The following is a 12,812-nucleotide window of genomic DNA, read 5'->3' on the forward strand; positions in this document are numbered from 1 at the left end:
GCCGTCGCGGGTGCCGGTGCGGCTGCCGGGGGCGCCGTGGCCGGAGAGGGCTCCGGGGTGGCCGGGGCCGCCGCATCAGGTCCCCTCGTCACGGGCTCCCTCGTCACGGGCTCCTCCGTCACGGGTTCCTTCGGTGAAGGGGCCTGCCGCGGGAGGACCCGGGTGGCCTCCGAAGCCTCCGGGGCCGCGGACGCCTCCTGCGGCGTCTGCACCAGCGTGTCGGTCCCTCGTTCGTTCTCCCGTACGGCCGCGTCCTGGACGCCCGGCCCATTCCTCGTACGGTCGGCGGCGGGGTCCGGGACCGGGGACCCGGATGCGGGGGAGGCCGCAGACGTGGCGGACGAGGCGGACGAGTCGGGGGCGGGCAGCGAGAAGTCGCCGTCCTCGCGGCTCGTCGGGGCGCCGGTCGACGGGGCCTGGCCCGGCGCCGGAGGCGTGGGATCCGACCCCGCCGCAGGCGTCACGGAAGCGCCCTCGTTCTCGGTGCTCACAGCTCACTCCTCATCAGGTACACGACATCGCCGGGACGGGTGCGGTCACGTATGTGGGTATCCATGGACAGCTTTTCCCATCACACGTCAGACGGGCGTAAGCCGACGCTGAGTCTCCATGCCCACCCCTTTACACCGGGGCAACACGGGCAGAACGCACAGGCTCGGCAGGCGAGGTGACCAGGCCGCCCGCACCGAGCCGGCGCGCCCTCACCCACACGCCTCACGCACTCGCACACACGTACTCCGCGATCACAGAACACAGCCTAGGCGCGCCGGGACCGAACCGCCCCTCGGCGCACGCCCGTCACCTCTGCCCGCACCACCCTGACACCCGCCCGCACCACCTTCACGCCCGGCGCGCGGCCTACTTACGCACTCCGGGGCTCGCGCGGAAGCCCTGCTCAAAGCCCTGCGCAGCGTGCATGGCACTTCCGGTGGCACGATAACCCGGTGAGCAACGAGATCGACGCCGGGCCGCGCCGCCGTCTCGCCCGCCCTCCTTCCGTCCCCTCCGTCATCGCCCACCGAGGTGCCTCCATGGAGGCACCGGAGCACACGCTCGCCGCCTACCGCCGCGCCATCGAGGAGGGCGCCGACGGCCTGGAGTGCGATGTGCGCCTCACCGCGGACGGCCACCTCGTCTGCGTCCACGACCGCAGGGTGAACCGCACCTCCAACGGACGCGGCGCCGTCTCGGCGCTGGAGCTGGCCGACCTCGCGGCACTCGACTTCGGCTCCTGGAAGGAGCGGCACGCCGACCCGTACGAGTCCCCCGACACCGCACTCGACTCCGACGCGTCCGACGCCCGTACGGGCGCGGCGGACCCCGAACGCACCTCCGTGCTCACCCTCGACCGGCTGCTCACCCTGGTGGCCGAGGCGCCGCGCCCCGTGGAGCTGGCCATCGAGACCAAGCACCCCACCCGCTGGGCGGGTCAGGTCGAGGAGCGGCTGCTGGAGCTGCTGGACCGCCACCGGCTCCGTACTCCCGTACGGGTCATGAGCTTCTCCGCGCGCTCCCTCCAGCGGGTACGCGCGGCGGCGCCGCACCTCCCGACCGTCTTCCTGATGCAGTTCCTGCTCCCCCGGCACCGCGACGGCCGGCTGCCAGGCGGCGTGCGCATCGCGGGTCCGAGCATCCGCCTCCTCAGGGCCCATCCCGAGTACGTGGCACGCGCGCACCGCGCGGGCAACGAGGTGCACGTGTGGACGGTGGACGAGCCCGAGGACGTCGATCTGTGCGTACGGCTCGGGGTCGACGCGATCATCACCAACCGGCCGCAGCAGGTCCGCGCCCGGCTCGGCACCACGGGCCCGTAGCCGCCGTCCCGCCCGCTCTCCTTCCCGCCCCGGTCACCGGCCCCCGGCCGAGCCCCGGTCACGTCCCCGGCCGACCTGCGCGGACCGTCTTCCTCCGGAGTGCACCGGCGCATTCACCGCCTATTCCAGACGCTCGGATGCGTCAAGAGAACGGGAGTGGCCGGTTTCCGCCGCACCCTGCTGGGGCATTCATCCCGATGGCGTGGGGCAAAGGAGGTCTCGGGGGTGGCGTTGGTGGTGGCACAGGAAGTGCCTACTTCGTCGACCATGGCCGTGCCCCATGGTCCGTCGGGTGTACGGGTCGCGCGGCGCAGGATGCGCGAGGAACTCCTCGCGTGCGGAGCGCCCGACACGGTGGTCGACGATGCGATTCTGATCTTGTCCGAACTCCTCAGCAACGCGTGCCGCCATGCGCGCCCGCTGCACGAGGGATCGACGGTGGTGAGCGGGGCGGGCGCTCCGTACGGGACGGGCGGCCACGACGGCGCCGAGGGCCGTGAGAGGGGCGCCGGATCCGCCACGGTCCAGGCGTCGTGGCGCAGGGACGCGGGCGGCGATGTCACCATCGCGGTCACGGACGGTGGCGGGCCGACCCGTCCACTTCCGGCCAAGCCGTCCGTCACCGCGCGCGGCGGCAGAGGGCTCGCCATCATCAAGGCCCTCGCTCGCGACTGGGGCGTGCAGGCCGGTCCGGACGGCCCGGTCGACAGGGACGGTGTCCCGGGAGTGACGGTCTGGGCGGTGCTGCGGCCCGGCAACTCTTTCAGCGGACGGGTCGCCGCGAGCCTGGACGGCCTCGACGCGGGACTGGGCGCCCCCCTGGGCGGCGACTTGGGTGGCGACTTGGGCGAACCCCGGGGCGGCGGCCCCTTGGGTGGCGATTTCGGCCTCCCCACCACCGAGGAGTTCACGTAGGGGGCCGGCCCTGCGGTCGTATACCGGCCCCTGCGGTCGGGCACCAGGCCCCGACGGCCAGGCGCCGGCTCCGGCAGCCGGGCGACCGCACCGTTCCGGTACCGCGCCGGCCCCGTACGCCGCACGCCGCGTGGCCCCTACGCCGCGCGGCGCGTGCTGTCGGCGCCCGCCGGGGACGGGCCCCGTACCGCGCGCGCTGTGCCGTAAGCGGTGCGCGCCCGGCAGCTACTAGGATCGCGGCGCCCACACATGCCGTACACCTGGAGAACCGCTCGCATGGCAAAGAAGCGCCGACCCCAGACAGCCGCCGCGGCCCCCGCGGGGGTGGCAGACGGCGGGAACTACCCGGTGGTGGGGGCGCGTCAGCCGTGCCCCTGCGGTTCGGGACGCCGCTACAAGGCCTGCCACGGAAGGGCCGCCGCCCAGGCGGCCACCGAGCTGGTGCGCCGCCCGTTCGAGGGGCTGCCGGGCGAGGCCGACTGGGTCGCCCTTCGCGAACTGGTCCCGGCGGCCACCGCGCGGCTGACCCTCAAGGAGGGGCTGCCGGAGGGCGTTCCCGCGGTGACGCTCGCGACGGTGCTGCCGATGGCCTGGCCCGCGCTGCGCCGCGACAACGGCGAGGTCATGCTCGGCCTCCAGAACGACACCGCCTCCGGCGACCTCAGCCGCGATCTGGCGGACACGCTGGTGCGCGCGCTCGCCGCCGAACCCGGCACCCCGGTGGACGCCGGCCGCGCCGACCCGCAGGGTCCGCGGCTGCAGGATCTGCTGGACCTCGACGCGCCGTTCGAGCCCGAGGTGCACTCCGGGTTCGAGTTCTGGCTGAACGGTGACGAGCAGCCGGCCGGCGAGGTCGCCGCGTCGCTGGAGAGCGCCAACGCGGCCGTCATCCCCACGGCCAGGCTGGCCGGGGTGGAGGGCGCGTACTGGTGCGAGGCCCCCGAGAAGAACCATCTGCGCTGGGTGATGCCGCATCCCGAGGAGCAGCTGCTGGACGCGCTGGCACGGCTGCACGCGGCCGGGGCCTCCTCGCTGGGCGAGCCGCGGGGCGCCACCGGAGGGGACGGCTCCCGGCTGGTGGGCTCCTTCCGGGCACACGGGCTGACGGTGCCGGTGTGGGACCTGCCGTCCGGGATGACGGCCGAGGACTGCGAGAAGCCCGCCGCCGCGTTCGCCGAGCGGCTCGCCGAGGCGCTGTCGGTGACGGCACCGCTGACGGCGGAGGAGCGCCGCGCCCGCAGCGGTCTCACGAACCGTCAGGTGACGCTGCACTGAAGGGCGTCAGGGGGGATTCGGCGGGGGCTTTGCGAAGGACTCGTGACCGTGACTCCGGTCACATCCAAGGTCCAACTTGCCCTACTCCCAGGTAAATCGGCGTCCGAATCCGAGCGATCGAATTTGCTAACTGCCGATCTCTTGTTACCGTTCTAGGAGCCCGGTCGCTGGTGCATCCCCCGTCGCCAGCGACCGGGTTCTTGCGTGCGGGGCCCGGGCGCCGGCCCGCCAACCGCCTCAACTCCCCCCGGTCGGGGCCGAGTTGCTCCCGGCGCGCAGCAGTCGCCGCGCCCCGTCCCGCGAGGAGACCTCGGTCCTCGCCAGGTAGGCGCGCCGCGCCGCCGCATCCGGGAACCCCCTTCCGACGTCCTCACGCGGCGTCTCGCACACGCTCCTCTCCGCGGTCACGCGCACCGTGCAGTGGACCCGCGTCGTCCGCCCGTCGGGGCCGCGCAGTGTGAGGACGGTGTGAAGAGGGCGGTCGGTGGCGTTGCGGTAGGAGGCGCGGGCCCAGACCTCCTCGCCCCGGGTGACGACACACGCGCGGGCCTTCACACCCGCGGGCGAGGCGATTTCCGGACCGCATGCGGAGGCCGGGTGCGCGGGCCGCGCGGAACCGTCGTGCCTCGGCTGCGCGGCCTCGAACGCCCGCGCTGCCAAACGGGCGTCCTGGCCCGCCACCGCCGCCGCGAGCGGCACCGCGCCGACGAGTGCCACCGTGCTGGCGAGCGTGATCATGTGGAGCCGGGACATGCGCTGGTGCGGCTGGAGCATGGGGCACCCACCTGGACGGGAGACGCGAGGAAAGAGATGCGGAAGAGACCGGACCGACCGGTGAGGTGAACATACCGGGGTCAAGCGCGCGCGAACGCGTCACTCCGGGACGTTTCCCCCACAATGCCTCCCGGCTCCAACCGTACGAGTGAACACACATCTCACCGGACCGGGACGGCCAGGGGGCAGGCCGACCGGTCGGTCCGCCGATGCGTGTGCCGGCCGGTCGCGGTCCGCCGACGTGGACGCCGCCAGGACGCGGTACGGCAGCCGGCCGTCCTCAGTACGACAGCCCCGTCCTCAGTACGACAGCCGGCTGCCCGAGCCCGGCGTCGCCGCGCTCTCCTCGACCAGGACGTCGATGAGCGTCTCCATACGGGGCAGCCACGGGCGCCCTTGCGCGTCGCACTCCGGCTGCCGTTCCCAGCGCACCTTTCCGGCACCCGAGAGCGAGCCCGGCAGCGCCACGTAACCGCCGTCCCCGTGGAACCGCAGCGAACTGGGCACCCAGTCCTGCGCGTACAGCAGTTCGCCCAGCTCCTCCAGTTCGTAGGGCTCGACCAGGACGGAGAAGCGCGTGGGTGTGGCGATCACCGGGCCGGGACGGACGCCGGTGCGCTCGAAGGTGGCCAGCGCGCGCGCCCCCGCGACGGCGGGCAGGCTCAGCGCGCAGGGCGCGGTACCGCCCGTCGCGAGGATGACCGGAGCGTCCGGCCGGTTGGTCCACCACCAGCGCACCATCGCCTCGTCGGTGGTGGCCGCCAGCAGGACGGGGTCGAAGGGGTGTGCGCCCGGCACCACGCATTCCGGGTCACGGCACGCGCAGGCGGCGGACGCGCGCGGTCCGTCCAACAGGAGGGCCGCGCCGGGGACGACGGGCCATCGCCACTCCGTGGCCGCTGTCAGCGCCGTTTCCCGCATCGGTGACCTGTGGGTGTACCGCCCGGTCCGCACCCTGAGCCGTCGGCCCTGGAGCTGTCCCCAGGCCCAGAGGGAGGAGCGTCGCCTTCCGGGGATCTCGCGCATGAGCGCTCGTTCCTTTCCGTGAACGCCGAACAACGCCTACAACGCCTACTTCGCAAACAACGCCGACTGGCCGAACTCATCGGACCCGCCGGGCCGGTCGGTCCGGGCCCAGCGGCCTTCGCCGACCGGTCACCGAAGGACCGTGCCGATCGATCTCCCAGCTCATGACGTGACGTGCAACGTGATGACCGTGCGTGCCGAACAGCGCGTCATGCCGCGGGCCGAGCGTGGAACGTGACGGGAAGTGGCGCTCGCATGGCGCTCGCGCTGAGGACTGCCACCCGCGCCGATGCTGCTCGTACTTGCTGGTCGTGCCGAGAACCTCCTCCGGCCACCGGCCGGAAGGTGCCCCCGTAATCCGCTCGTACCGCGTCCGTGCTGCCTGGTGCCATCCCGTGACTGGCGCAGTCCCGTGACGGGGCGGACGGGCCGGGGCCCGCTGCCCTCTAGGACGCCGTGTCTTCCCACAGGGTTCCGTACCCGCAGCGTCGATGCCAACGCGCTGCCGAATGGCCTCAGTCGACAGCAGTATGCATGGTGAGTGGGCGATTTTTGGCCAATCTTTTCACGCCTCGGCCAGCCCCCGTGCGCCGGGTCGGCTTCCCGGACATGCTCGGCACCGCAGCGCACGTGCTGGACATGCCCCAACAGCATGTGTACATGTAGTGGCATTGATAGCGGAGCAGCATGACATGGGGGTTTGCGATGCTATTGGGACAGTTCACCCGCAGTCTGAGCCGCCGCCCATGACCTCCCCGCACCTGCCGAAAGTGGCTGGAATCCAACCAACGGTTTCCTCGGATCCCTCGACGGACTCCCCGTCCGCGCCCGCCGCCGACCCGTCCCCCGACCCGTCCGCCGGCACGGCGGACCGGGCCGAGTCCGCACGGCCCTCCCCGTCAGCGGCGTCATCGGCGTCCACGGACTCCTCTGCGTCCTCGGACCCCCCTGCGCCCCCGGAATCCCCGGAGCCGGGGCCCGGCACCGCGACGGCCGACGCCACGGAACCCGGCACCCCGCGGCCCGGCGCCCCGCGATCCGCTGCCCCAAAACCCCCGTCCGCGCGGGCGGCCCACTCCCCGACCGGGAGCGCCCCCGAGGGCACGCCCGCCGACCGCAGGCGGATCCGCGACCTGTCCTCCCTCCTCGACCTCACCACGCGCCTCGCACGCACCGACTGCCTCGACACGGCGCTGCGCGAGACGCTGCGCGCGGGGGCCGCGCTTCTTGGCGCCCCCCGCGGTCTCGTCGTCCTGGAACCCGGCACCCACCCCGGCACCACGCCCGGTCTCGTGCCCGAACGCACCATCGGTCTGGGTCTTGGCCGGGCCGACCTGGGCGAGCTGGAAACCGTTCCCTGTCCCACCGTCGGCCCCGACCCCACGGCGCCCGCCCCCGCGCCCGGCACCACCCCGCGCCCGGCACCGACCCCGCCCCCGGCCGCCACGACCACCACCGCCGCCCCCGGACCCGGCCCCGGAACCAACGGCGGCCCCGGCCCCGGCCCCGGTCTCGGAACCGGCCCCGCCCCCGGAGCCGAGCCGCCAGGAGGCATCGCCTGTCCCGATGTCGCCGCCGACCAGCGGCTCAGCTCCCGGCACCGCGAGGTCGCCGCCCGGCTCGGTTACGCGGCCACCTACGCGGTGCCGCTCACCACCGAGTCCGGCACCCGGCTGGGGGCAGCCGTCTGGCTCTACGACGAACCGGGCGAACCCACCCCGCGCCAGCGAGAACTGCTGGGCAGCTATCTGCGGCACGCCACCGAGCACTGCGCCCGCCTGGGCGACCTCGCCCGTACGCGGGCCGAGTCTGCGACCCTCAGCGAGGAGCTGCTGCCCAGCGCCCTGCCCCACCTCCCCGGCGTGACGCTCGCCGTGCGGCACCGTACGGGCCCGTCCGGCGGCGGGGACTGGTACGACGCGCTGCCGCTGCCCGACCGTGCCGTCGGCCTGGCCGTCGGCGGGGTGACCGGCAGCGGCCCCTCGGCGGTGGCCGCCATGGGGCGGCTGCGCGCCTCCCTGCGCGCGTACGCGGTGATGGAGGGCGAGGATCCGGTCGCCGTGCTGTCCGACCTGGAGCTGCTGCTGCGGCTGACCGAACCGGCCGGCTCGGCGACCGCGCTGTTCGCCTACGCGGAGCCGGCCACCCGCAAGGTCCTGCTGGCCGGGGCCGGGCACTGTGCGCCGCTGATCGTGGGGCCCCGGCGGATCGAGCCGGTGGAGACGGCCGTCTCGGCGCCGCTGGGCATGCTGGCGTGCTGGGAGGCCCCCAGTGCGGAGATCGTGCTCGGCGAGGGCGAAACGCTTCTGTGCTACACGGACGGGCTGCTGCACCGCACCGGCCACTCCATGGACCGCGCGTTCGCACGCCTGCGCTCGGCCGCCGCGGGAGCGCCGCGGGCCACGCGGGAGGACCCGGAGGCGCTGGTCGACCACGTGCTGCGCACCGTCCTGCCGGAGCCGCTGGCCGATCTGCCCGACCACCCCGAGGACGTCGTCCTGCTGGCGGCCCGCTTCTAGGGCCGGCCGGCGCCCGCGCGGACGAGTCGGCCCCGTACGGCGCTGATCCCCCGTACGGCGCTGATCCGGAAGCGCTGTCCCCCGGGGGGCCGGTCCCGAGGGCCGCTCAAGCGCTGCCCGTGAGGACCGAACCTGTGACGGACGCCCGGCCCGCCCCCCTCCGGGGCGACGTCCTGCCCCGGGGCGGACGGCGCCCTGCCCCGGTGCCGTCTCTTCCGTGCCGGTCCCTCCCGGCTGAACGTCACATCCGCACCGCTCTGGACCAGCCACCTGCCGCCCATACGATGGAAGGCGGTTTTATCCGTCAAAGAGGAGGCAGACGTGGCAGACGCCGCTGGCGAGCAGCCGATCAAGCAGCGGAAGAACGGCCTCTACACGGGCGTCTCCGACGAGCTGGCCGCGAACATGAAGTCCGGCTGGGCCGACACCGAGCAGCGTGATCTGGAGCCGATCGAGCAGGCCGCGCGGACGGCCGAGCGCCGCGAGAGGCTGTCGGCACGGTTCCCCGGCGAGCGTCTGGTCATCCCCGCGGGCAACCTCAAGACCCGCTCCAACGACACCGAGTACCCCTTCAGGTCGTCCGTCGAGTACGCGTACCTGACCGGCGACCAGACCGAGGACGGGGTGCTCGTCCTGGAGCCCGCCGGGACGGACGGGCACACGGCTACGCTCTACCTCCTCCCCCGCTCCAACCGGGAGAACGGCGAGTTCTGGCTCGACGGCCAGGGCGAGCTGTGGGTCGGCCGCCGGCACAGCCTCGCCGAGAGCGAGCAGCTGTACGGCCTGCCCTGCGCCGACGTACGGACGGTCACCGGCATGCTGCGCGCGGCGAGTGGCCCGGTGCGCGTGGTGCGCGGGTACGACGCCGGGGTCGAGGCGGCGCTGACGGACAAGGTCACCGCCGAGCGGGACGAGGAGCTGCGGGGCTTCCTGTCCGAGATGCGGCTGGTCAAGGACGAGTTCGAGATCGGTGAGCTGCAGAAGGCCGTCGACTCGACGGTGCGCGGCTTCGAGGACGTCGTGCGCGTGCTCGACAAGGCCGAGGCCACCTCCGAGCGCTACATCGAGGGCACCTTCTTCCTGCGTGCCCGCGTGGAGGGCAACGACGTCGGCTACGGCTCCATCTGCGCCGCCGGGCCGCACGCCACCACGCTGCACTGGATGCGCAACGACGGACCGGTGCGCCCGGGAGAGCTGCTGCTGCTCGACGCGGGCGTGGAGACCCACACCCTCTACACCGCCGACGTGACCCGCACCCTGCCCGTCAACGGCCGCTTCACCGACCTCCAGCGCAGGATCTACGACGCGGTGCACGAGGCGCAGGAGGCCGGCATCGCCGCCGTGAAGCCCGGCGCGAAGTACCTGGACTTCCACCACGCGGCGCAGCGGGTGCTGGCCACCAAGCTGGTGGAGTGGGGCCTTGTCGAGGGCCCCGTGGAGCGGGTGCTGGAGCTGGGTCTGCAGCGGCGCTGGACCCTGCACGGCACCGGGCACATGCTCGGCATGGACGTGCACGACTGCGCGGTGGCCCGGCGGGAGACCTACGCCGAGGGCACGCTGGAGCCCGGCATGTGCCTGACCGTCGAGCCGGGCCTGTACTTCCAGGCGGACGATCTCACGGTGCCGGAGGAGTACCGGGGCATCGGCGTGCGCATCGAGGACGACATCCTGGTGACCGAGGACGGCAACCGGAACCTGTCCGCGGGCCTGCCGCGCGCCAGCTCCGAGGTCGAGAGCTGGATGGCGCGACTCCGGTCCTGAGATCCCGGCAAACCACCTAAAATCCGAGCACAGCGGCGAGGTCAGGAGACGAAGTGACGACGCGGGCCCGCTGAGCGAGTCACCGACGAGGAAGAGAGCGCGCTTTGGTCTCCCGGATGAGGACCGGACTGCTGTCCGCGTTTCCCTTCCTCGCCATGGCCGCCGTCGGGGCCGCCGACATGACGGGCGGCCCCGGCATCGGACTGCAGCCGATGATGGCCCTCGGCCCCGCGTTCGCCGGGCTCAGCGGCGGCAAGCGGCGCACCGCGCTGGTCGGGGCGCTGGCGCTGGCGCTGTCCATCGCGCTGAGCCTCTACAACGACCAGTTCGGCGAGCGGCGCGGCAACGCCACGCTGATATCCGTGGCGGGCGTCTCCGTGGCGGCGCTGGTGGCCACGGCGATGCGGCAGCGGCGCGAGGCGGAGCTGGCCAATGTGCGCTCCATCGCGGAGGCCGCCCAGCGGGTGCTGCTGCGCCCGGTGCCGCGCAGCGCGGGACGGCTGCGGGTCGCCGTCTCCTACACCTCGGCCGTCGCGGAGGCCCGGATCGGCGGCGACCTGTACGAGGTGGTCACCTCGCCGCACGGCGTACGGGTCATCATCGGCGACGTCCAGGGCAAGGGCCTGGAGGCCGTGGAGACGGCGGCCGTGGTGCTCGGCGCCTTCCGGGAGGCCGCCTACGACGAGCCGGACCTGCCGGCGGTGGGGGAGCGTCTGGAGAGGGCGCTGGACCGGCACCTGCTGGGGGAGAAGTTCGTGACGGCGGTGCTGGTGGAGGTGCCGCATGGGGAGGACACCCGGACCGCGCGACTGCTCAACTTCGGGCACCCGGCGCCGCTGGCCGTCCGCCACGACGGGAGCGTGCACTTCGCCGAGCCGCCGCGCCGCTGCCTGCCGCTGGGGCTGGGCCTGCACGGCAGTGAGCCGCCGCTCCCGCACGAGGTGCCCTTCGCACCGGGCGACCAGCTGCTCCTGTACACCGACGGCGTCACCGAGGCCCGGAACGCCGGAAACCACTTCTATCCGCTCGACCAGCGCGCCCATCTGCTCAAGGACACCGACGCGGAGAGCGCGCTGGAGGCCGTGCTCCGCGACATCCAGGAGCATGTGCGCTCCCCGCTCAACGACGACGCGGCGATGCTGCTGCTGCGCTACCGCGACTGCCGCACCCGGCCGGACGGGACCGCCGCCGACGCCGACACCGGGGAGGAAGCCGCCGTCGCCGGGGAGGAGCCCGCCGGCGCCGCCTAGGGCCGCCGTCAGGAGGCGGGCAGCAGCGCCCCGTCGCGGCGGGCCAGCACCTTGTCGAAGCTGACGACGGCGCCGCCCCGGCCCGGCCTGTTGCGCAGCCGCACGTGGTCGGCGAGCGACTCGATCAGGTACAGCCCGCGCCCGCTCTCCGCCTCGTTGGCGCAGCGTGCCGGGTCGTAGCCGGCCGGGAAGCCGGGGCCCGTGTCGGCCACCTCGATGCGGCAGCGGTCGCCCTCCAGATACGCCGAGACACGGTACGCACCCGCCAGGTCACCGGAGGCACTGCCGTGCTCGACGGCGTTCGCGCACGCCTCGGAGAGCGCCAGGGACATGTCGTAGGCCACCTCGGGATCGACCCCCGCCGCCTCCATCGAGCAGAGCAGGAGGTGCCGCGCGATCGGCACACTGGCGGCTTCGCGCCGTAGCCGGAGAGACCACCACAGGCTGCTCATGCTCACCCTCCATGCGGCTCGACACACGGGTTACCTATTGCCTGCGCGCCGTGGCACTACGCGGCGCCGTCGCGATGACCCCCGTACGGCGGAAGCGCCTCCCGTAGAGGCCACAGGCGCCTGTACGCGTACCCGCTCCGGCGGCTGTGTCACTGCCCCCGCGTGCGGAACCCGCCGTGCCGCGCCTGTGGGGCGGTTGGGCCGGACGAAGCGGCGGCGGCCCCGCCGGGCGCCGGGTCCCGGCCCTGCCGTTCCGGGGCGCGGAGGGCGGTGAGATGATGGCGCGGCCATGACTGCCGGTGCGGACCTGAGACTGCTGCGGGCCGCGGTGTTCGCCGCGGTCTGTGTCACCGTGTCCGCCGCCGGGCACCTCCTCGCCGCTGACGCGGCGATCCCACTGGGCCCGCTGGCCCTCGGCTTCGGCTGTGTGTTCCTGGTCGCGGCCGCGCTGGCCGGCCGGGAGCGTTCGCTCCCCGGTATCGCGGCACTCCTCGCACTGGGGCAGTTCGTCCTGCACCTGGTCTTCTCCCTGGGCTCGATGGGGACCGCAGGCACGGCGCCGCGGGGACGGCAGCACACGGGCGGCGCCTTCGGCGGTGACGGCGGAGTGCGGGCGCTGGCCGGGAAGCTGCTGTGCGACCACAGCGCGATGGGCATGAGCGAGGCCGAGGCACGCCGCGTCGTCGCCCGGGCCGGACTCGACCCGCACGCCGGGCACGCGTCCGCCACCGGCGCGGGGGAGGCCGCAGGGCACGCCGCCACCGGCGCGGGGGAGGCCGCGCACCACACCGCGCAGGCCGCCGCCCCGGTGCCCTTCCCCGACACCCCGTTCGACTGCCTGCGGGACGCGGCACGCGCCGCCGCCGGCATGTTCGACCCGCCGATGCTGCTCGCCCACCTGTGTGCCGCGCTGCTGCTCGGCTGGCTGCTGCGGCGCGGCGAGGCGGCACTGTGGCGGCTGGTGCGGCTGTCGGCCGACACCGCCGCCGCGGCCGACGAACTGGTGGCCGCCCGGGCCCTGTGCCG

At 74.0% G+C, this 12,812-nt stretch carries 10 protein-coding genes; 7 read left to right on the forward strand and 3 right to left on the reverse strand.

Annotated elements, in window-relative coordinates:
• The first annotated feature begins 1,031 nt into the window (after positions 1 to 1,031).
• The 3 genes from FM076_RS15960 (at position 1,032) to FM076_RS15970 (ending at position 4,004) form a co-directional block, all read left to right on the forward strand.
• Positions 1,032 to 1,814: a glycerophosphodiester phosphodiesterase family protein gene (locus tag FM076_RS15960; protein ID WP_180218359.1), complete on the forward strand. Its 783-nt coding sequence runs from the start codon at positions 1,032 to 1,034 to the stop codon at positions 1,812 to 1,814.
• Between the two features lie 267 nt (positions 1,815 to 2,081).
• Positions 2,082 to 2,729, forward strand: a complete 648-nt coding sequence (locus FM076_RS15965; RefSeq protein ID WP_180217781.1) for an ATP-binding protein — start codon at positions 2,082 to 2,084, stop codon at positions 2,727 to 2,729.
• A 276-nt stretch (positions 2,730 to 3,005) separates the two neighbouring features.
• Positions 3,006 to 4,004 (forward strand): DUF5926 family protein, encoded by a 999-nt coding sequence (locus FM076_RS15970; RefSeq protein WP_173871379.1) that lies wholly within the window; start codon positions 3,006 to 3,008, stop codon positions 4,002 to 4,004.
• 237 nt (positions 4,005 to 4,241) lie between these two features.
• Here FM076_RS15970 and FM076_RS15975 read toward each other — a convergent pair whose 3' ends face one another.
• Positions 4,242 to 4,778: a hypothetical protein gene (locus FM076_RS15975; protein ID WP_173871381.1), complete on the reverse strand. Its 537-nt coding sequence runs from the start codon at positions 4,776 to 4,778 to the stop codon at positions 4,242 to 4,244.
• A 300-nt stretch (positions 4,779 to 5,078) separates the two neighbouring features.
• Entirely contained in the window at positions 5,079 to 5,804 is a 726-nt protein-coding gene (locus FM076_RS15980; protein WP_173871383.1) for a bifunctional DNA primase/polymerase, read from the reverse strand.
• A gap of 746 nt (positions 5,805 to 6,550) precedes the next feature.
• Here FM076_RS15980 and FM076_RS15985 point away from each other — a divergent pair.
• From FM076_RS15985 to FM076_RS15995, 3 genes are all read left to right on the forward strand, one after another.
• Positions 6,551 to 8,323: a PP2C family protein-serine/threonine phosphatase gene (locus tag FM076_RS15985; RefSeq protein ID WP_173871385.1), complete on the forward strand. Its 1,773-nt coding sequence runs from the start codon at positions 6,551 to 6,553 to the stop codon at positions 8,321 to 8,323.
• Between the two features lie 321 nt (positions 8,324 to 8,644).
• Positions 8,645 to 10,084, forward strand: coding sequence for an aminopeptidase P N-terminal domain-containing protein (locus FM076_RS15990; protein ID WP_173871387.1), 1,440 nt, complete (start codon positions 8,645 to 8,647; stop codon positions 10,082 to 10,084).
• A 116-nt stretch (positions 10,085 to 10,200) separates the two neighbouring features.
• Entirely contained in the window at positions 10,201 to 11,334 is a 1,134-nt protein-coding gene (locus tag FM076_RS15995; protein WP_243274529.1) for a PP2C family protein-serine/threonine phosphatase, read from the forward strand.
• Between the two features lie 8 nt (positions 11,335 to 11,342).
• Here the strand turns inward: FM076_RS15995 and FM076_RS16000 are convergent, their stop codons facing one another.
• Complete coding sequence (locus FM076_RS16000) at positions 11,343 to 11,786, reverse strand: ATP-binding protein (protein WP_173871388.1); 444 nt, start codon at positions 11,784 to 11,786, stop codon at positions 11,343 to 11,345.
• A gap of 289 nt (positions 11,787 to 12,075) precedes the next feature.
• Between FM076_RS16000 and FM076_RS16005 the strand changes: the two genes are divergently transcribed.
• On the forward strand, positions 12,076 to 12,812 hold a 737-nt coding region (locus FM076_RS16005; protein ID WP_173871390.1), incomplete at its 3' end, for a hypothetical protein.

The sequence above is a fragment of the Streptomyces albus subsp. chlorinus genome (assembly GCF_013302895.1).
In the GTDB taxonomy this organism is placed as follows: Bacteria; Actinomycetota; Actinomycetes; order Streptomycetales; family Streptomycetaceae; genus Streptomyces; species Streptomyces chlorinus.